Annotated in this window: 10 protein-coding genes, 1 tRNA gene and 3 rRNA genes; 4 read left to right on the top strand and 10 right to left on the bottom strand. The window is 42.3% G+C overall.

The window, feature by feature from the left end; translation table 11 throughout:
* Nucleotides 1-350: 350 nt before the first annotated feature.
* Nucleotides 351-620 carry a helix-turn-helix domain-containing protein gene (locus AB6N04_RS18555; RefSeq protein WP_369309694.1) on the bottom strand — a complete coding sequence of 90 codons (270 nt, stop codon included), beginning with the start codon at nucleotides 618-620 and terminating at the stop codon, nucleotides 351-353.
* Nucleotides 621-1070: 450 nt separating this feature from the next.
* Entirely contained in the window at nucleotides 1071-1856 is a 786-nt protein-coding gene (locus tag AB6N04_RS18550; protein ID WP_369309693.1) for an N-acetylmuramoyl-L-alanine amidase-like domain-containing protein, read from the bottom strand.
* A gap of 322 nt (nucleotides 1857-2178) precedes the next feature.
* Between AB6N04_RS18550 and edd the strand changes: the two genes are divergently transcribed.
* Nucleotides 2179-4017 carry a phosphogluconate dehydratase gene (gene edd / locus AB6N04_RS18545; protein WP_369309692.1) on the top strand — a complete coding sequence of 613 codons (1839 nt, stop codon included), beginning with the start codon at nucleotides 2179-2181 and terminating at the stop codon, nucleotides 4015-4017.
* A gap of 26 nt (nucleotides 4018-4043) precedes the next feature.
* Nucleotides 4044-4685, top strand: coding sequence for a bifunctional 4-hydroxy-2-oxoglutarate aldolase/2-dehydro-3-deoxy-phosphogluconate aldolase (locus AB6N04_RS18540; RefSeq protein WP_369309691.1), 642 nt, complete (start codon nucleotides 4044-4046; stop codon nucleotides 4683-4685).
* A gap of 215 nt (nucleotides 4686-4900) precedes the next feature.
* Here the strand turns inward: AB6N04_RS18540 and aceK are convergent, their stop codons facing one another.
* The 8 genes from aceK to AB6N04_RS18500 form a co-directional block, all read right to left on the bottom strand.
* Nucleotides 4901-6640 (bottom strand): bifunctional isocitrate dehydrogenase kinase/phosphatase, encoded by a 1740-nt coding sequence (gene aceK, locus AB6N04_RS18535; protein WP_369309690.1) that lies wholly within the window; start codon nucleotides 6638-6640, stop codon nucleotides 4901-4903.
* Nucleotides 6641-6745: 105 nt separating this feature from the next.
* Nucleotides 6746-8053 carry an isocitrate lyase gene (gene aceA / locus AB6N04_RS18530; protein ID WP_369309689.1) on the bottom strand — a complete coding sequence of 436 codons (1308 nt, stop codon included), beginning with the start codon at nucleotides 8051-8053 and terminating at the stop codon, nucleotides 6746-6748.
* 56 nt (nucleotides 8054-8109) lie between these two features.
* A complete protein-coding gene (gene aceB / locus AB6N04_RS18525) occupies nucleotides 8110-9708 on the bottom strand; it encodes a malate synthase A (protein ID WP_369309688.1) in 1599 nt (532 codons plus the stop codon).
* 364 nt (nucleotides 9709-10072) lie between these two features.
* The gene (gene metA / locus AB6N04_RS18520; protein WP_369312178.1) at nucleotides 10073-11002 is read right to left on the bottom strand and encodes a homoserine O-succinyltransferase; all 930 of its coding nucleotides are present in this window, start codon (nucleotides 11000-11002) and stop codon (nucleotides 10073-10075) included.
* Between the two features lie 1892 nt (nucleotides 11003-12894).
* Nucleotides 12895-13010 (bottom strand): 5S ribosomal RNA (gene rrf / locus AB6N04_RS18515).
* 139 nt (nucleotides 13011-13149) lie between these two features.
* Nucleotides 13150-16349 (bottom strand): 23S ribosomal RNA (locus AB6N04_RS18510).
* 465 nt (nucleotides 16350-16814) lie between these two features.
* Nucleotides 16815-16890, bottom strand: a tRNA-Glu gene (locus AB6N04_RS18505).
* An 88-nt stretch (nucleotides 16891-16978) separates the two neighbouring features.
* Nucleotides 16979-18518: ribosomal RNA gene (locus AB6N04_RS18500) — 16S ribosomal RNA — on the bottom strand.
* Together the 16S, 23S and 5S rRNA genes with 1 tRNA gene alongside form the textbook arrangement of a ribosomal RNA operon.
* Before the next feature lie 798 nt (nucleotides 18519-19316).
* Here AB6N04_RS18500 and purH point away from each other — a divergent pair.
* Together purH and purD are read left to right on the top strand one after the other, a co-directional pair.
* The gene (gene purH, locus AB6N04_RS18495; RefSeq protein ID WP_369309687.1) at nucleotides 19317-20906 is read left to right on the top strand and encodes a bifunctional phosphoribosylaminoimidazolecarboxamide formyltransferase/IMP cyclohydrolase; all 1590 of its coding nucleotides are present in this window, start codon (nucleotides 19317-19319) and stop codon (nucleotides 20904-20906) included.
* Between the two features lie 17 nt (nucleotides 20907-20923).
* Complete coding sequence (gene purD / locus AB6N04_RS18490; RefSeq protein ID WP_369309686.1) at nucleotides 20924-22207, top strand: phosphoribosylamine--glycine ligase; 1284 nt, start codon at nucleotides 20924-20926, stop codon at nucleotides 22205-22207.
* The last annotated feature ends 170 nt before the right edge of the window (nucleotides 22208-22377 follow it).

Genomic DNA, 22377 nt, shown 5'->3' with positions numbered 1-22377 from the left:
AAACCTAAAAAGTACTTTTATCAACGACAGTAAAATATTGACTAATAGAAACGGATGACGACTAATTAAAAAAAACAAATAAATATACAAACATTTATTAAGCAAAAATTAATCATTTATATTTCAAAAAATATTAATTCAATTAATTATAGTTATGCAGATGAGCTTTAAATATCCTTCATCATAAAGGATATAAAATCATAATGATATCTGTAATATTAAGTATAATTCATTAATTCTATTTTTATTAGGTCATATAATAGTGATGACTCAATTCCCTACAAGTTTAACACCGTTTTAGCACAACAGATTAATCATGAAAATTGATTGATAACTCGTAAAAAATTGTTTCAACTTGACGCTAGCTTCTTTTTTTCATACTCAACCTGTTTAATGATCAGTTTAGTAATTTCATTAATATCAATATCCAAAAAAATGACAATTTCAATTAATTTATCTAAACTTAATTTGTTAATCCCTAACTCATAACGAGACACTTGTTGCTGGCTTAACTGAATAACTGAACCTAATTCATACCCAGATAACCCTTTGCTCACTCTAGCTTTTCGTAAATGATTTCCTAATAATGCATAAATGTTTTTCTGATTAACGATATGCATAACCATCTCCTAAATAAGAAAATAAATTTAGCTAGTATTAATCATTATAAAATTAATCGAATACATTTAAAATAGTTATGAGCAATCAAAATAATGCAAATTGATAGGTAAATGCATTTTCTATATACAAAAAAAAGAGACTTTAGTATTATTTATAGAGCAATCTATTGCTTTATAAATGATTTTTCTAGTTTAATATAATTAAAAAAGACTTTGCGATTTTATTGATTAAATCGATAATTTAATATCCTTTTACACTTTAAACGTTACTCGTAATAATTGGTAACTAATAAAAATAAAATTCTAACTGATATTATTAGGTCATTTTTACTCTTTAATCAAAGTATAATAAACTGCCTAAATGACAACCAAAATGATATATTCTTTTTTTTATGATAAATTATCAGAGTAATTGATTATATAATTATTATTTCGATCTTTATTATTTGATTAATCATTTACTTTTGCCCTAAAAACAAGGATCCCCTGCTTTTTTGTTAAATAATGCAGTAACTCGGTATCACTCACTTTTAGATTTCCTTTAAGGGAAGACGCATTTCTAAACTGAACCTTATCACCTTGTTTAATCACAATACCAACATGGGAGACATCCAAACCACTATTTTTTGAGTAAATTCCGATGTAATCGCCTGTTTTTAAACGACTAATTAAATTATCATCAACATATCGCACAGGTATATAGCGGATTACCCTTTCTTTTACGGGTACTCCAGTAATAAACAAACCACTTTGATTATTTAAATTAAGCTTTTTATTGACAGATACCGTATGAGGACTGATTTGCTGAGTAATATCCCGAGCAACTGGGTTAGGTTCTTGTAGCCAATCTGAAAAAAAATGGCGTCTGCTAGTAAAACTAATCTCCTGACCCATATAACGGATCTCTGCTAAATTAGTGATAAATTGCTCGTAGTTTTCAGAACGTTTTAGAGCCTCGGTATATTCGATAAAAGTCATGCAATCCATCGCTTTCAAATTGACGACCAGTGTTTCTATGCCTTTATGAGACTGATTTAACGTATATTTATTATAAGGCGTACCAATTAAAGATTGAGTGATAACATCAACTTTTTCAGTGTGTTGATGCTGTTTATTCACTTCATTTTGTTGATTTAGTATATTCGTTAAAATCGTGAACGATCCCGCCGTTACCTCTACCTTTGCATGTACAATCGAGGCAAACAAGCACATCACAATAATAACGTGTTTTAGCATTCTCATACTCTTGTATTTTTAATCGCCATATTTAACTCAATCCTTAAAAGAATAGCATTAATTCAGCAATAAACGCCTTTATTTTTATCACCATAGCCTTCAAGTTGCCTTTTTTTGTTCAAATCGTTTCCCCCCCTTAATCTTGATTAAGGTCACAGTTAGTGTTGAATCTTCATTTTGATGATTGCAATTTTCGCATTTTAGTTAAACAATGTTACCGGTAACATAATGCGATTGAAAAATAACAAATGCTGAATTCACAAAGACACAATCGAAAACTTAGCAGGAATCATTGTCTTATCCATCTTATGGAGCAATTATCATGAGCAGAAATATCACATCAACAACTATCCATGATGAGCTAGCGCGTATCACTCAGCGTATTATTTGTCGTTCAGCACAAACACGTGCCGCTTATCTCAACAAAATTGAACAGGCTCGCACCACAACCGTTCATCGCGCTTCATTAGCTTGTGGTAACCTCGCTCATGGTTTTGCTGCCTGCCAAACAGAAGAAAAACAAATACTAAAAAGCATGACTCGGGCAGATATTGCCATTATTAATTCTTATAACGATATGTTATCTGCACATCGCCCATACGATAAATATCCAGAACAATTAAAAACAGCGCTACTTGAAGCAGGTTCGATCGGCCAAGTCGCTGCTGGCGTACCTGCCATGTGTGATGGCGTAACTCAAGGACAAGATGGAATGGAATTATCCATGCTAAGCCGTGACGTTATCGCTATGTCAACAGCAATTGGCTTATCTCATAACATGTTTGATGGCGCACTCTATTTAGGTATTTGTGACAAAATTGTCCCAGGTTTAATGCTTGGTGCCCTTTCCTTTGGTCACCTTCCCGCTATTTTTGTTCCTGCCGGCCCAATGTCTACAGGGTTACCTAACAAAGAAAAAGTCCGTGTCCGCCAGCTATATGCTGAGGGAAAAGTCGGTAGAAACGAGTTATTAGAGGCAGAATCTGCCTCCTATCATGGTATTGGAACTTGTACCTTCTATGGAACTGCCAACTCAAATCAAATGGTAATGGAAGTCATGGGATTACATTTACCTGGCGCATCTTTTGTTCCTCCAGAAACGCCACTGCGTGATGCATTAACGAATGCTGCCGCACGGCAAATCACTCGTTTAACTGAGCAATCAGGTCAATATTTACCTATCGGCCATCTAGTCAATGAAAAAGTGATCGTCAATGGTATTGTCGCCTTACTTGCGACAGGGGGATCAACCAACCTCACCATGCACCTCGTTGCCATTGCTCGTGCCGCAGGGATTATTATTAATTGGGATGATTTTTCTGATCTGTCCGCGATTGTTCCATTAATTTGCCGTATTTACCCAAATGGGCAAGCCGATATTAATCAGTTTCAAGCCGCAGGGGGAGTGGCATTATTAATTTACCAATTGCTGCAAAAAGGACTATTACACGAAGATGTTAACACTGTTGCAGGTTTTGGTCTTTCACGTTATACCCAAGAACCTTGGTTAAATAACGGACAACTAGAATGGCGTGATGGCCCTAAAGACTCATTTAATCCAGAAGTGATCGCGCAAATAGATAGGCCATTCTCACACCATGGTGGAACAAAATTACTGGCAGGTAATTTAGGTCGTGCGATGATGAAAACATCCGCTGTTCCAGAAGAAAATCAAATCATTGAAGCACCAGCAATCGTTTTTAATAACCAAAATGATATTACAGCACAATTTGAATCTGGCGCGTTAAACCGCGATTGCATTATCGTAGTTCGTTTCCAAGGACCTTCCGCTAATGGTATGCCAGAACTCCATAAATTAATGCCTCCTCTTGGTGTTTTAATGGACAGAGGTTATAAAGTTGCTCTAGTGACCGACGGACGATTATCAGGCGCATCAGGCAAAGTCCCATCTGCTATTCATGTAACACCGGAAGCCTACAATGGAGGGCTACTAGCAAAAGTCAAAGATGGGGATATGATCAGAGTAAATGCATTGACGGGTGAATTACAACTCCTTGTTGATGAAAAAAAACTTGCTCAACGTCAACCTCATAAACCCGATTTAAGCGCCGAACACATCGGCTGTGGTAGAGAACTTTTTGGTTCATTAAGACGCAGTTTATCCGGTGCCGAAGAAGGTGCTTGTAGCATTGATTTTTAAGCTATTTTATTAACTAGGAATAAAATATGAATAATTGGAAAATGACAGCAGAAACCGTTCTTAAGCAAGGTCCTGTCGTCCCCGTCATTGTGATCAAGAAAATTGAACAAGCTGTACCTCTGGCAAAAGCCCTCGTTAAAGGGGGAATTAACGTTCTAGAAGTGACTTTACGAACAGAATGTGCCATCGAAGCGATCCGCTTAATCGCCAAAGAAGTGCCAGAAGCTATTGTCGGGGCTGGGACGGTGATTAATACAAAACAACTTATGGAAGTTTCCCAAGCAGGGGCACAATTTGCTATTAGCCCAGGTTTAACAGAGGAACTATTAGCCGCCGCAGTTAAAGGGAATATTCCTTTAATTCCAGGGATCTCCACTGTTTCCGAACTGATGCTTGGTTTGGATTATGGCTTAAAAGAATTTAAATTTTTCCCTGCTGAAGCGAACGGTGGCGTTAAAGCACTAAAAGCCATTGCAGGCCCATTTTCACAAGTAAGGTTCTGCCCAACAGGTGGAATTTCTTTAACGAACTATCGCGACTACCTAGCGCTGGATAGTGTTCTTTGTATTGGTGGCTCATGGCTAGTTCCAGAAGAGGCATTAAGTACAGGTAACTATGAAAAAATCACACAGCTTGCTCAAGAGGCGGTACAAGGCGCACAAGCTTAACGATTTCAATGCATAGGTAATAACCAAGTCGGTTGAGTTTCTTGACAAAGTGGGATAAAAACAACGTTTCCCACTTTGTATTAATAACTAAACTAATCTTATATTTTTAATTAATTAACAGACACTATCTAACCTAATTATTTATCTACACTCTACATCATCTCAATAAAAATCAGCAGCAAAGATAAACAGCCCCTAGTTAATCCCGTAATAACTCAGCAAGATAACGATATATTAAATTGATGGCAGAAGCGTAATTCTTCACGGTATGCATAAACATCTTCTACGTGACCATTCAATATGCGTTTTTGTAACTTTTGCCAATAATCTGCGGAAAATAAATCAGCATGATGTTGCTGTAAATAATCACGAACTTGGGCATCTTGGCAAATAAATGAAGCAAATTCCTCAGGGAAAACATCATGCTCTCCAATGCTATACCATGGCTCCCCTGATAATTCCTGTTCAGGGTATAATGCCTCAGGTATACGCCGAAAGTTAACCTCTGTCATATAACAGATCTCGTCATAATCATAAAATACAACACGTCCATGTCGTGTCACGCCAAAATTTTTAAACAGCATATCACCCGGGAAAATATTTGCTGCTGCCAACTGTTTAATCGCCCAGCCATATTCATTCAATACATTATTTAACTGCTCATCATTTGCGTTATCCATGTAAATATTCAATGGCACCATTTTCCGTTCCATATACAAATGACGGATTAATATTTTATCCCCTAGATCCTCAATTTGTGATGGCGCTTCGTTTAGTAGTTCCATCATCAATTCCTGACTAATCGCACTTTTATTGAATACAAAGTTTTCAAACTCTTGAGTATCCGCCATGCGTCCAACCCGATCATGTTCTTTGACCAGCCGATAACATTCTTGGACTCTTTCTTTTGTCACATTTTTTTGTGGCGCAAATTCGTCTTTAATAACTTTAAACACACGATCAAAAGCAGGTGCAGTGAACACCAGCATCACCATGCCTTTCACTCCAGGTGCAATGGTAAATTGCTCTCTTGCAAAGTTAATATAAGCTAGATACTCGCGGTAATACTCTGTTTTACCGTGTTTTTGACACCCTATTGCCATATAAAGCTCAGCGATGGACTTACACGGCAATATTTCCCTTAACCAAAAGACTAATGCCGCTGGGAAAGGGGCATACACCATAAAATACGAGCGCGCAAAACCAAATACGATACTTGCCTCATCAAAAGTGATTAAGCAGGTATCAATGTATAATTTGTGATTATCATCTTGATGAATTGGCAATAAAAATGGATGTACCTCATCATTAATGTAAATCTTGCCAATCAACCAAGCAGCCTTATTGCGATAGAACAGCTCATTGACGATCTGAAAGTGGCACTTTTGCCCATCAATATGTAAAAATCGATGCTGTAATGTCTTTATAATACATTGAATATCAAAGGCTAAATCTCGCCAAGGTAACCTCAACGGCACCCCACATAAAACCGAATGTAGTAATGCCGATAAGTTACCTTCAACATGATATTCACGCGCTAACGGCCTCGGAGACGTTGAAAAACGCCTCGGTGGCTGCGAAGTAAAGATAAATAAATTATCTTGAGTTAGTTCTCTATGCTTAAACAACCTGCAATACACTGAATTAAAAAAGCTTTCCGCAATTTCAAAGCGAGGGTAGTCAGGAAGCAATGTTTTATAAATATCTTTAATATGTGCAAGCTTATTCGGTGTTAATGATTGAACCAATCCCATAAATTGCAACTGAGCAACAACCAAACCTACATGATGGTCATACAATTGAATACGTTGTTTCATAGCGGACTGCACAGCATGCCAATCTGCCTGTTCAAATCGTTCCTGAGCTCCAGATGTTATTTCCAAAAAACGCCCATATTGTGCATCAAACCCCTGTAAGATTGTTTGGGCGATGATCTGTTCAGTAGTCAGGATCATGTTTGCTCCCATCTCTTTTCTCTGAAGAAAAACAGGCACTTGATGTGCCTGAAAGCTAACCACCATATCAAATAAACAGAGACACCGAATAACGAAAGATATTGACTAGAACTGCTCTTCTTCTGTTGACCCCGTTAGCGCGGTCACGGAAGAAATTCCCCCTTGAATCACTGTTGTCACTTTATCAAAATACCCTGTTCCTACTTCTTGTTGATGCGAAGAGAAGGTGTACCCCTTATTTATTGCAGCAAATTCGCATTCCTGCACTTTTTCTACGTAATGACGCATCCCTTCTCCCTGAGCATAAGCATGGGCGAGATCAAACATGTTAAACCACATGCTATGGATCCCCGCTAACGTAATGAACTGGAAGCGATACCCCATCTGAGCAAGCTCGTCTTGGAAGCGAGCGATCGTCGCATCATCTAAGTTCTTCTTCCAATTAAACGATGGAGAACAATTGTAGGCCAGTAATTTACCTGGATATTTTGCGTGTATAGCCTCCGCAAACTGCCTTGCAGCTTCTAAGTCTGGTTTCGATGTTTCACACCAAACAAGGTCAGCATAGGGGGCATAAGCTAAACCACGGCTGATCGCTTGCTCAATACCTGCATTGGTACGGAAAAAACCTTCTGATGTGCGCTCCCCCGTGATAAAACTCGCATCATATTCATCACAATCAGAGGTGAGAAGATCGGCTGCATCTGCATCTGTACGAGCGATTAAGATTGTGGGTACGCCCGAGACATCAGCAGCTAGTCGTGCAGCAACCAATTTCTGGATGGCTTCTTGCGTAGGAACTAAAACTTTCCCGCCCATATGACCACATTTTTTCACTGCTGCCAGTTGGTCTTCAAAATGCACTGCCGCCGCACCTGCCTCTATCATATTTTTCATTAACTCAAAGGCATTAAGCACCCCACCGAATCCTGCTTCAGCATCCGCGACAATGGGTAAAAAGAAATCGATATATTCTTTATTATCTGGCCCGATACCATTGGCCCATTGGATCTGATCAGCACGGCGAAATGTGTTATTAATTTTTTGTACGACAGAGGGCACTGAATCAACAGGGTAAAGGGACTGATCGGGATACATACTGGAAGCCGTATTCGCATCAGCAGCAACCTGCCAGCCTGACAAATAAATAGCTTCAATGCCTGCCTTAGCTTGTTGTAAAGCTTGCCCGCCTGTTAACGCGCCCAGTGCATTAACGTAACCTTTTTTAGATTTACCATGAAGTTGTTCCCAAAAACGTTCAGCTCCTTTACGTGCTAATGTATGTTCAGGATTAACTGAGCCACGTAGTTTAATAACGTCTTCCGCCGAATATGGACGCGTGATCCCGCTCCAACGTGGTTTTTTCCATTCATTTTCTAATTGGGCAATTTGTTCTAAACGCGATGTCGTCATGATCCATTTCCTTTATAAGAATATGTAGGGTTTATCGAATATTATGCTTGCTATTGTTAGTCTAATAATTGGTATCCAGGGATAGTCAGAAATTCAATGAGCTCATCTTGCGTAGTGATCCGCCTCATTAACTCTGCCGCCTCTCTAAAACGACCACTTTGGAAACGTTTATCTCCGAGCTCTTTTTGAATAACCTGTAACTCTTCATCCAGCATTTCTTCGAAAAGGGCTTTTGTTACCTTTTCACCGTTCGACAATGACTTACCATGTCGTATCCATTGCCAAATAGAGGTTCTCGAAATTTCGGCCGTTGCCGCATCTTCCATTAATCCATAAATAGGGACGCAACCATTACCGGAAATCCAAGCTTCAATGTATTGCACTGCAACACGGATATTCGCTCTCATTCCTGCTTCAGTTCTTTCACCTGAACACGGGGTTAAAAGCTGCTCAGCCGTAATTTCTGGATCGGCGTCGCGAGACACATGGAGCTGATTTGCATGTTCACCAAGTGCTTTATCAAAAACCGCCATAACGGTATCGGCTAAGCCTGGATGTGCGACCCACGAACCGTCATGCCCATTTTTTGCTTCAAGTTCTTTATCCGCCCTTACTTTGGCCAAAATTACCTGATTTTCTTCTTCATTTTTGCTCGGAATAAATGCAGACATCCCCCCCATCGCAAATGCACCACGGCGATGGCACGTCTTAATTAATAAACGAGAATAGGCACTTAAAAATTCTTGAGTCATAGTGACAATTTGACGGTCAGGCAACACTCTATCTGAATGTTCTTTTAGCGTTTTGATATAACTAAAAATATAGTCCCAACGCCCACAATTTAAGCCAACAATATGATGCCGCATGTGGTAAAGGATCTCGTCCATTTGGAATACTGCGGGCAATGTTTCAATCAAAACGGTTGCTTTAATGGTTCCACGAGATAAACCGACAAAATCTTCCGCAGCACTGAATACATCACTCCACCATTTAGCTTCCTGCCAAGATTCTAGTTTCGGAATATAAAAATAAGGACCACTGCCTTTGTTTAATAAAGCCTCGTAGTTATTAAAAAAGTAAAGTGCGAAATCAAATAAACCACCGGCTATAGGCTCATCACCAAACAACACATGTTTTTCATCAAGATGTAACCCGCGGACTCGAGCTATCAGCACCGCCGGGTTTGATTTGAGCTGATAAACTTTGCCGTTTTCATTCGTATAAGAAATATCCCCCCTAATGGCATCACTTAAATTAATTTGCCCATCAATTAATTTTTCCCAAGAAGGCGAAAGGGAATCTTCAAAATCGGCCATGAAAACTTTAACATTGGAATTCAATGCATTAATGACCATCTTACGCTCTACAGGCCCTGTAATTTCAACACGACGATCACGTAAGTCCTCTGGAATATTTTGTATTTTCCACTCTGAGTTTTTTATGGAATTTGATTCCGAAATAAAATCTGGCAGTTCTCCTGCATCAATTTTTTTTTGTTTCACTATTCTTTCTTTTAGTAATTGCTCTCTTCGAGGCTGAAAAGCCTTAACCAAATGGGAAAGAAACTCAATAGAATCATTATGTAACACTCTATTATCTTGTTGAGATATCTCTTTAGTAAATATTAAATCTGAAGCTAATAATTGATGTTCCATTGATTAGTCCTTATTGATATCTGGCTATGAACTAATCTTAAGATCAAATTTAAAATAAATCAAAAACGGTTTCCATTTTAATTAAAAGCAACCATAAGGTATTAATAAATATCATTTTTTATTAATTTTAAATTTAAATCTTAACTTCCATTATAAAAATAAACATGTTAAATATTCGTTAAATCAAGCAATTAAGAGAATCAACCTAATGGGTACATTTTGTCTGAAAAACAAAAAAAGCAGCCATTAGCTGACTGCTTTTATTCCGAGAATAATCTTTTAGCCGTTATTTTGCTCTGTAGAGATAAGTAAAAATTACTATTCCAAGTGGTGATTAACTAATAAGCAAAATAATAATTTTTTTTTAATCTAAAGTTGGTTCCATGTTAGTAAGATCAAAAGGTGTGATCTGGTACACATAATAATTTAACCAATTAGAAAAAAGTAAATGCCCATGACTACGCCAACTGATCAATGGCGGGTTAATTGGATCATTATTTTTAAAATAATTACATGGGATTTGAGGCGATATTCCAGCTTCAATATCACGCCAGTATTCTTGAGCAAGTGTATCTTTATCGTATTCAGGATGGCCGGTCACAAAAACAAGGCGTTTATCTTTAGAAGCAAATAAGTAAGCCCCTGCTTCTTCTGAGCTAGCTAATATTTCTAAATCAGTATGTTTGCGGATAAGATCCTCAGGAAAATCAGCATACCGCGAATGAGGCGCATAGAAGGAGGCATCAAATCCTCGAGTCAATAAAGCGTGTGGCTCTAATGTATCGTGTTGATAAACCCCTGAAAGCTTTTCACTACGCGTCCACTTAGGTAAATCATAAAGTACCTTTAAAGCTGCCTGTACGGCCCAACAAACAAAAAGTGTTGAAGTCACGTGTTCTTTGGCCCACTCAATCACCTTTTCGATTTGATTCCAATAACATACATCATCAAACTCAACCAGCCCTAATGGTGCACCTGTAACAATTAAACCATCAAAATTTTGTCCTTTAATATCTTCAAAGTCACAGTAAAAATTATTTAAGTGCTCTGCGGGCGTATTTTTTGACTCTCGTTGATCAATACGTAATAGCTGAATATCCACCTGTAAAGGCGTATTCGATAAAAGCCTTAGAAACTGATTTTCGGTTTCGATTTTTTTAGGCATCAAATTTAAGATCAATACTTTCAAGGGACGGATCTCCTGAAGGCTAGCTCTTGTCGTTGTCATGACAAAAACATTTTCCTCACGCAAGAAATTCACTGCTGGTAGCTCGTCTGGTAAACGAATTGGCATCATTCATCCCCTTTTATATACTTTTATACGTTTAGACTTCTAGAATGCTAAATAATCTAACCAAAGTTACGCACCTTGTCGAGTATTTCAAGGGTGAATGAAATAATTTCATGCAAAGTGGCTTGTCATGTTTTTGTTTCAAGTATAACAGCCATGTAATGTGCTGATTTTATATATTTTTTATCTATCCATAATTTTTTATAGATGCTGATTTTACTTATATGTTTTTGATATTAATTAGCACCAGTTAAACGCTATTCTTCTCTTATATGTATCTATAACGCCTTCTAACATAGTGAACTACCAATGGCTGTTTTATATCTTCTAATTTATTTACTCTCATTTCCCCAACAAAAAATATTGCTTAATCTAAGTCAGTTATCAAAATTTAACCCAATGATAAAAATAGATAAAAATAGATAAAAAGCGTGATAACACGAAGGTGATTGCTCAGGAGAAAAATACTTGCTTAACCATTTTGTTGTATCCGCTATCCATAAGAGCGATCAGCGCGTGCCTAGCGCAGATAAGATAGTGACCAATACCGAGTAATCTGAGCCTATCTTCAATGCTCTATTTGTACATCGAGATAGCTAAAATTGTGCTTACACGAAAGGTAATTGCTAAGGGGACAAATACTTGCCTTAACATTCTTTTGTATCTCTTATCCATAAGCTCGGTCAGCGCGTAGCTAGCGCAGATTAAATAGTTATATCTATCGTTTAATCCGAGCTCGCGCTCAATGCTCCATTTGTATATCGAGATAGCTAAAATTGTGCTCACACAAAAGGTAATTGCTAAGGGGACAAATATTTGCCTGACCATTCTGTTGTTATCCTTTATTCATAAGGTTAGTCAGCACGTGGCTAACGTAGATTAAATAGCTATACATATCGATTAATCCGAGCCTGTCTTCAATGCCCTATTTGTACATCGAGATAGCTAAAATTGTGCTTACACGAAAGGTAATTGCTGAGGGGACAAATACTTGCCTTAACATTCTTTTGTATCCCTTATCTATAAGAGCGGTCAGCGCGTAGCTAGCTCAGGAAAGATGGCTATATCTATCGTTTAATCCGACCTCGTTCTCAATGCCCTATTTACTTACTAAATTGCAACAAAAACAGGGTCATTGACAAGGTAATTGCTCAGGGGACAAATATTTGCCTGACCATTCTGTTGTTATCCTTTATTCATAAGGTTAGTCAGCACGTGGCTAACGTAGATTAAATAGCTATACATATCGATTAATCCGAGCCTGTCTTCAATGCCCTATTTGTACATCGAGATAGCTAAAATTGTGCTCACACAAAAGGTAATTGCTAAGGGGACTCATACTTGCCTTAGCATTCTGTTGCATCCCTTATTCATAAGGTTAGTCAGCGCGTAGCTAGCGCAGGCAAGATGGCTATATCTATCGTTTAATCCGAGCTCGCACTCAATGCCCTATTTGCACATCGAGATAGCTAAAAAAACGTGCTCACACTCAATGCCTTATTTGCTTTTTAACTAGCGAAAAATAGGGTCATTGAAAAGGTAATTGCTGAGGAGACAAATATTTGCCTTAACATTCTTTTATATCCGTTATCTATAAGAGCGGTCAGCGCGTAGCTAGCGCAGGCAAGATGGCTATATCTATCGTTTAATCCGAGCTCACACTCAATGCCTTATTTGCTTTTTAACTAGCGAAAAACAGGGTCATTGAAAAGGTAATTGCTAAGGGGATATATAATACGATTATCATTGCTGAGTTAAAAATTGCAACCTTGCGGCTGAACCCATTTTATCGTGATTTACCCAGTACTGCTGTGCTTGATGCAATGATTTTATTAGCTTACCATTCGCCAAACGCAAAAAAGCCACCCATTGGGTGGCTTTCTCACTAATTTAATGTCTGGCAGTTCCCTACTCTCACATGGGGAGACCCCACACTACCATCGGCGCTACGGCGTTTCACTGCTGAGTTCGGCATGGGGTCAGGTGGGACCACCGCGCTATTGCCGCCAGACAAATTCTGTTTCTTCCCGTTTAGCTATCTTTCACTAAACCAGAAGTGCAATCTTGAACAAGCTGTTGTGTCCTTCACCTTTCGGCTTCTCACCCTCTTAAAAATCAACACACTCTCTCTAAAACACCTTCGGTGTTGTCAGGTTAAGCCTCACGGTTCATTAGTATTGGTTAGCTCAACGTATCGCTACGCTTACACACCCAACCTATCAACGTCTTAGTCTTAAACGTTCCTTTAGGACCCTTTAAGAGTCAGGGAAGACTCATCTCAAGGCAAGTTTCCCGCTTAGATGCTTTCAGCGGTTATCTTTTCCGCACTTAGCTACCGGGCAGTGCCATTGGCATGACAACCCGAACACCAGTGGTGCGTCCACTCCGGTCCTCTCGTACTAGGAGCAGCCCCTTTCAATCTTCCAACGCCCACGGCAGATAGGGACCGAACTGTCTCACGACGTTCTAAACCCAGCTCGCGTACCACTTTAAACGGCGAACAGCCGTACCCTTGGGACCTACTTCAGCCCCAGGATGTGATGAGCCGACATCGAGGTGCCAAACACCGCCGTCGATATGAACTCTTGGGCGGTATCAGCCTGTTATCCCCGGAGTACCTTTTATCCGTTGAGCGATGGCCCTTCCATTCAGAACCACCGGATCACTAAGACCTACTTTCGTACCTGCTCGAGCCGTCACTCTCGCAGTCAAGCTGGCTTATGCCTTTGCACTAACCGCATGATGTCCGACCATGCTTAGCCAACCTTCGTGCTCCTCCGTTACTCTTTGGGAGGAGACCGCCCCAGTCAAACTACCCACCAGACACTGTCCGCACCCCAGATTATGGGGCAACGTTAGAACATCAAACATTAAAGGGTGGTATTTCAAGGTTGGCTCCACGCAGACTGGCGTCCACGCTTCTAAGCCTCCCACCTATCCTACACATCAAGGCTCAATGTTCAGTGTCAAGCTATAGTAAAGGTTCACGGGGTCTTTCCGTCTTGCCGCGGGTACACTGCATCTTCACAGCGAGTTCAATTTCACTGAGTCTCGGGTGGAGACAGCCTGGCCATCATTACGCCATTCGTGCAGGTCGGAACTTACCCGACAAGGAATTTCGCTACCTTAGGACCGTTATAGTTACGGCCGCCGTTTACTGGGGCTTCGATCAAGAGCTTCTCCTTACGGATAACCCCATCAATTAACCTTCCAGCACCGGGCAGGCGTCACACCGTATACGTCCACTTTCGTGTTTGCACAGTGCTGTGTTTTTAATAAACAGTTGCAGCCAGCTGGTATCTGCGACTGGCTTCAGCTCCATGAGTAAATCACTTCACCTAATGCCAGCGTGCCTTCTCCCGAAGTTACGGCACCATTTTGCCTAGTTCCTTCACCCGAGTTCTCTCAAGCGCCTGAGTATTCTCTACCTGACCACCTGTGTCGGTTTGGGGTACGATTAATGATAATCTAGAGCTTAGAGGCTTTTCCTGGAAGCGGGGCATGAGCTACTTCGCCACCGTAGTGACTCGTCATCAGATCTCAGTGTATAGTGAACCGGATTTGCCTAATTCACCCACCTACATCCTTAAACCGGGACAACCGTCGCCCGGCCAGCCTAGCCTTCTCCGTCCCCCCATCGCAATTATCACCAGTACGGGAATATTAACCCGTTTCCCATCGACTACGCATTTCTGCCTCGCCTTAGGGGTCGACTCACCCTGCCCCGATTAACGTTGGACAGGAACCCTTGGTCTTCCGGCGTGCGGGTTTTTCACCCGCATTATCGTTACTTATGTCAGCATTCGCACTTCTGATACCTCCAGCATACCTCACAGTACACCTTCACAGGCTTACAGAACGCTCCCCTACCCAACGAACGTATCCTTAAACTGACTTGCCGTGCGTTACCGCCTCGACTTTGATGAACGCATTGACGTCACTGCGTTCCGTCAATCGTTTTGATACATTGCAGTACCACTTAATCAGTTTAAGTGATACGTTCGCTGCCGCAGCTTCGGTGCATAGTTTAGCCCCGTTACATCTTCCGCGCAGGCCGACTCGACCAGTGAGCTATTACGCTTTCTTTAAATGATGGCTGCTTCTAAGCCAACATCCTGGCTGTCTGAGCCTTCCCACTTCGTTTCCCACTTAACTATGACTTTGGGACCTTAGCTGGCGGTCTGGGTTGTTTCCCTCTTCACGACGAACGTTAGCACCCGCCGTGTGTCTCCCGTGATAACATTCTTCGGTATTCGTAGTTTGCATCGAGTTGGTAAGTCGGGATGACCCCCTAGTCGAAACAGTGCTCTACCCCCGAAGATGAGTTCACGAGGCGCTACCTAAATAGCTTTCGGGGAGAACCAGCTATCTCCCGGTTTGATTGGCCTTTCACCCCCAGCCACAAGTCATCCGCTAATTTTTCAACATTAGTCGGTTCGGTCCTCCAGTTAGTGTTACCCAACCTTCAACCTGCCCATGGCTAGATCACCGGGTTTCGGGTCTATACCCTGCAACTCATTCGCCCAGTTAAGACTCGGTTTCCCTACGGCTCCCCTATTCGGTTAACCTTGCTACAGAATATAAGTCGCTGACCCATTATACAAAAGGTACGCAGTCACCCCATCCTCAAATGTCCCGCTTGCCTTGCCGTCCAATCTTGCCCGATTTTTTAACTTCCGCTGCTCATGGACTTCTATGTCCACTGCGCTGCGGCTTGAAAAAATCGACCAACCATGTTAGCCAATGCTGCGCTGCTCTTGTGGTGGTGTTTTAAGCCATCACTCAATTGCCGAGGCACTTGAGTGATGGGGCTCCCACTGCTTGTACGTACACGGTTTCAGGTTCTATTTCACTCCCCTCGCCGGGGTTCTTTTCGCCTTTCCCTCACGGTACTGGTTCACTATCGGTCAATCAGGAGTATTTAGCCTTGGAGGATGGTCCCCCCATATTCAGACAGGATAACACGTGTCCCGCCCTACTCGTCGAGTTCACAACACCAACACCTTCGGATACGGGGCTATCACCCTTTACTGCCGGACTTTCCAGACCGTTCTCCTGATGCTGATGCTGATTAAGACTCTGGGCTGCTCCCCGTTCGCTCGCCGCTACTAGGGGAATCTCGGTTGATTTCTTTTCCTCGAGGTACTGAGATGTTTCAGTTCCCTCGGTTCGCCTCGTTTGACTATGGATTCATCAAACGATAGTGCAACGAATTGCACTGGGTTTCCCCATTCGGATATCGTCGGTTATAACGGTTCATATCACCTTGCCGACGCTTTTCGCAGATTAGCACGTCCTTCATCGCCTCTGATTGCCTAGGCATCCACCGTGTACGCTTAGTCGCTTAACCTCACAACCCGAAGGTGTCTTTTCGTGTCATTCTGACGGGTAATGGCTGCGCGTGCATCGATTCTATGTTGGGCAGTGCTCGCAATGCTCACGTACTCATGTACGCTGCGCTTGCTGTGCGCTGGCCGCCTTGAATCGCTGACTGCTCGCTCATTACGTTTTGCCATCATGACAAAGAACATCTTGAGTTGAGATTTTTGAGAGACTCTCACATCGTTTAAGCGATAAACGATGTGCGTTGTTTTCAATTTTCAGCTTGTTCCAGATTGTTAAAGAGCATAATTGTTAAGCCTACTACGCTGTAATAGGCTTAATCATTATTGAGTAAAAGCTATCGCGAGAAAGTGCGAGCTATAACATTTCTCGGCGGAGGCGCGCAGCGAGCGGAGCGTACTTAAGGTACGTGAGCATCGCGAGCACCGCACAACACAGAAATGTTGACGCGCAGCCTTTCGATATCCTGAAGTGGCGTCCCCTAGGGGATTCGAACCCCTGTTACCGCCGTGAAAGGGCGGTGTCCTAGGCCTCTAGACGAAGGGGACAACAAGGTCTTCAGTCAATCTTAGATTGGCTTTACTCTCTATTTCATCAGACAATCTGTGTGAGCACTTCACAAATACACTTCAATGGTAAGGAGGTGATCCAACCGCAGGTTCCCCTACGGTTACCTTGTTACGACTTCACCCCAGTCATGAATCACAAAGTGGTAAGCGCCCTCCCGAAGGTTAAGCTACCTACTTCTTTTGCAACCCACTCCCATGGTGTGACGGGCGGTGTGTACAAGGCCCGGGAACGTATTCACCGTAGCATTCTGATCTACGATTACTAGCGATTCCGACTTCATGGAGTCGAGTTGCAGACTCCAATCCGGACTACGACGTACTTTATGAGTTCCGCTTGCTCTCGCGAGGTCGCTTCTCTTTGTATACGCCATTGTAGCACGTGTGTAGCCCTACTCGTAAGGGCCATGATGACTTGACGTCATCCCCACCTTCCTCCGGTTTATCACCGGCAGTCTCCTTTGAGTTCCCGACCGTATCGCTGGCAACAAAGGATAAGGGTTGCGCTCGTTGCGGGACTTAACCCAACATTTCACAACACGAGCTGACGACAGCCATGCAGCACCTGTCTCAGAGTTCCCGAAGGCACCAAAGCATCTCTGCTAAGTTCTCTGGATGTCAAGAGTAGGTAAGGTTCTTCGCGTTGCATCGAATTAAACCACATGCTCCACCGCTTGTGCGGGCCCCCGTCAATTCATTTGAGTTTTAACCTTGCGGCCGTACTCCCCAGGCGGTCGATTTAACGCGTTAGCTCCGGAAGCCACTCCTCTAGGGAACAACCTCCAAATCGACATCGTTTACAGCGTGGACTACCAGGGTATCTAATCCTGTTTGCTCCCCACGCTTTCGCACCTGAGCGTCAGTCTTTGTCCAGGGGGCCGCCTTCGCCACCGGTATTCCTCCACATCTCTACGCATTTCACCGCTACACATGGAATTCTACCCCCCTCTACAAGACTCTAGCTGACCAGTCTTAGATGCCATTCCCAGGTTAAGCCCGGGGATTTCACATCTAACTTAATCAACCGCCTGCGTGCGCTTTACGCCCAGTAATTCCGATTAACGCTTGCACCCTCCGTATTACCGCGGCTGCTGGCACGGAGTTAGCCGGTGCTTCTTCTGTCGGTAACGTCAATCGTTGATGATATTAGCATCAACGCCTTCCTCCCGACTGAAAGTACTTTACAACCCTAGGGCCTTCTTCATACACGCGGCATGGCTGCATCAGGCTTGCGCCCATTGTGCAATATTCCCCACTGCTGCCTCCCGTAGGAGTCTGGGCCGTGTCTCAGTCCCAGTGTGGCTGATCATCCTCTCAGACCAGCTAGGGATCGTCGCCTAGGTGAGCCATTACCTCACCTACTAGCTAATCCCATATGGGTTCATCCGATAGCGCAAGGACCTAAGTTCCCCTGCTTTGCTCCTTAGAGATTATGCGGTATTAGCCACCGTTTCCAGTGGTTATCCCCCTCTATCGGGCAGATCCCCATACATTACTCACCCGTCCGCCGCTCGTCAGCGAGAAGCAAGCTTCCCCTGTTACCGCTCGACTTGCATGTGTTAGGCCTGCCGCCAGCGTTCAATCTGAGCCATGATCAAACTCTTCAATTAAAAAGCTTGATGCTCAAAGAATGTTACTGTCTCGTAACGCTCTTTTGTTCGGTTAACTTTGTCAGCTGCGCATCGCTTCACCTCGCCGTACTTAAGTACTGTCTCGGTTCATCGCTGCTTGCTTTCGCGTTACCCTTCCAAAATAACGTTACTACCTATTAAGTTCATATATATGAATTAACGTGTTAGTCACTCTTCAAGACTTAAAATCAAATATTTTTTTGATAGTGTCCTGTGAGTGCCCACACAGATTGTCTGATAAATTGTTAAAGAGCGTTGCGACTGAATCTTTCGATTTTCGACTTCAAGGTCGTTGTCGCGAGGAGGCGTATAATACGTTTTCCTCCGTGAGAGTCAAGCAATTTTTTGCTTTTTCTTTTCAGAATCTCTCGCTGCCGTTTCAGTGTTCATCGCGCTTTGCGTTGTCTTGTTCCCGGTCAGTGGATGCGCATTATAGGGAGTCAGAAAAATCTGGCAACCCCTTTTTTTCATTTTTTTATCCAACTGCTGCATTCCACAGCAAAAGCCCGACTTATACTGACTTATCCACCAAGTTATCCACAAGGTGAAAATAATTTAAAATTTATCGCGCATTACGCAAACGTTTGCGTTACAATTAGCGCGAAATTTCAGCATTGATTTTATTTTTATGTTCTGAAATTGTTAGTGACTTATATATTGCTATTGAAGAAGCCTCCAAATTCCGCTTTTATAAATAGGTATATAAGAAGAGCCAATGGCTTTCACTAATTGATATTTGTTATTGCCTTATTTATTCAAATCCAAGGGATCTATCTCATGCAACTGCTTCGTCCTATTCGTCGTGCCCTGCTTAGTGTGTCTGATAAAACAGGGGTTGTTGAATTCGCTAAGGCGCTTTCCGAGCGTGGTGTTGAGCTTCTATCCACTGGCGGTACTGCGAAACTACTCGCAGAATCAGGCCTAAATGTGACTGAGGTTTCTGATTACACGGGGTTCCCTGAAATGATGGATGGCCGTGTAAAAACGCTGCACCCAAAAGTTCATGGCGGGATCTTAGGTCGCCGTGGTACCGATGATGCAATCATGCAAGAACATGATATTTCGCCTATCGATATGGTCGTTGTGAATTTATATCCTTTTGCTCAAACCGTCGCAAAACCAAACTGTACACTAGAGGACGCTGTTGAGAATATCGATATTGGCGGCCCCACTATGGTGCGCTCTGCCGCTAAAAACCATAAAGACGTTGCGATCGTAGTGAACAGTAATGACTACCAAACCATTATTGATGAAATGGATGATCACCAAAACTCACTGAACTGGGCAACCCGTTTTGACTTGGCAATAAAAGCATTCGAACACACCGCCGCATACGACAGTATGATTGCGAACTATTTTGGCGAGTTGGTTGCCCCTTATTATGGTGATACCACACAGCCTTCTGGCCGTTTCCCGCGGACCTTGAATTTAAACTTTATCAAAAAACAAGATATGCGCTACGGCGAAAACAGCCATCAAGATGCCGCTTTCTATATAGAAGAGAATCCAAAAGAAGCGTCTATTGCAACTGCACAGCAAATTCAGGGCAAGGCGCTTTCTTATAATAATATCGCGGATACTGATGCGGCTTTAGAATGCGTGAAATCATTCGATGAGCCTGCCTGTGTAATTGTAAAACACGCTAACCCTTGCGGTGTTGCTATCGGTAACAATATTCATGCAGCCTATGACAATGCATTTAAGACTGATCCAACCTCTGCATTCGGTGGCATTATCGCTTTTAACCGTCAATTAGATAAAGCAACCGCACAAGCGATTATTGATCGTCAGTTTGTTGAAGTGATTATTGCACCGTCAGTGGCAGATGATGCGTTACCTATTCTAGAAACAAAACAAAACGTTCGTGTGCTGGTTTGTGGTGAGTGGGGAAAACCTGTTGCTGGCTTAGATTTCAAACGTGTCAACGGCGGTCTATTAGTACAAGACCGTGATTTAGGCATGGTAGAAAAAGAAGCGTTACGCGTTGTCACCAAACGCCAACCCTCTGAGCGTGAGCTGAAAGACGCCCTATTCTGCTGGAAGGTAGCTAAATTCGTTAAATCGAATGCGATTGTTTACGCTAAAAATGATATGACCATCGGGATTGGTGCAGGCCAAATGAGCCGTGTGTATTCTGCTAAAATTGCAGGCATTAAAGCCGCAGATGAAGGGTTAGAAGTCGCTGGCTGTGCAATGGCTTCAGATGCATTTTTCCCATTCCGCGATGGCATTGATGCTGCTGCTTCTGTGGGTGTCACTTGCGTTATCCAGCCTGGGGGCTCGATTCGTGATGAAGAAGTTATTGCCGCCGCCGATGAACATGGTATTGCGATGATTTTCACTAATATGCGTCACTTCCGTCACTAATTATTAGGAGATTACTAATGAATATATTAATTATTGGCGGTGGTGGTCGTGAGCATGCATTAGCTTGGAAAGCAGCACAATCGCCTTTAGCAAAGAAAGTCTATGTTGCACCAGGAAATGCAGGAACAGCCCTTGAACCTGCACTTGAAAATGTGAATATTTCTGCCACTGATATCGATGGCTTATTACGATTTGCTAAAGAAAAACAAATCGACTTAACCATTGTTGGTCCTGAAGCACCATTAGTTATTGGTGTTGTTGATGCATTTAAAGCCGCTGGTTTAACTATTTTTGGTCCAACGAAAGGCGCAGCTCAATTAGAAGGATCGAAAGCATTTACTAAGGACTTTTTAGCTCGCCATCACATACCGACCGCGGCCTATGAAAATTTCACAGAAGTGGAGCCTGCTTTAGCCTATTTAGATAAAGTCGGCGCGCCTATCGTAATTAAAGCGGATGGTTTAGCCGCCGGTAAAGGCGTGATTGTTGCAATGACACTGCAAGAAGCGAAAGATGCTGTACAAGATATGCTAGCAGGTAATGCCTTTGGCGATGCCGGACACCGCATTGTTATTGAAGAGTTTCTTGATGGGGAAGAAGCCAGCTTTATCGTGATGGTTGATGGGGAGAACGTGATCCCGATGGCAACAAGCCAAGACCATAAACGTGTTGGCGATGGTGATACAGGCCTTAATACAGGGGGGATGGGAGCTTACTCTCCCGCGCCTGTAGTCACAGATGAAATCCATCAACGTGTTATGGAACAAGTGATTTACCCAACCATTAAAGGAATGGATCAGGAAGGTAACCGTTATCAAGGCTTTTTATATGCTGGGTTAATGATCGATAAAGCGGGTAATCCAAAAGTTATCGAATTTAACTGCCGCTTTGGTGATCCTGAAACTCAGCCTATTATGATGCGTTTACAGTCAGACTTAGTTGCACTGTGTTTAGCCGGTGCAAAAGGCGAACTGGCTGGCAAAGGTTCATCATGGGATGAACGCCCTGCTTTAGGCGTTGTGATTGCCGCAGGTGGTTACCCGGGTGATTACCACAATGGCGATGTTATTTCAGGTTTACCGCCCCATGAAACCGCAGATAGTAAAGTTTTTCATGCTGGTACTCGCCTGAAAGATGGCGGCGTTGTCACTGCCGGTGGACGTGTACTATGTGTCACCGCATTAGGCGATGATATTGCCAAGGCCCAAGCTAAAGCGTATGAAGTAGCAAAAAACATTCATTGGAATGATAGTTTTTATCGCACCGATATTGGCTATCGCGCTATCGCTCGTATTAAATAATACAAAGAATCAAATCATTACCCAAGCTGATAAGAGGAAACTTTTATCAGCTTTTTGTTTTCTGCTTTTGAATTTTTTTGCCTTTGACCTTCACACAGCCAATGAGTCTAAGTATTTCGATTTACAGCAAAGATAAATAGCTCTAGGGTGAACGAACGAAGTAGTGTAGC

This window comes from Providencia rettgeri (assembly GCF_041075285.1).
Lineage (GTDB): Bacteria > Pseudomonadota > Gammaproteobacteria > Enterobacterales > Enterobacteriaceae > Providencia > Providencia rettgeri_G.
This window is presented reverse-complemented; position numbering and strand designations above follow the sequence as displayed.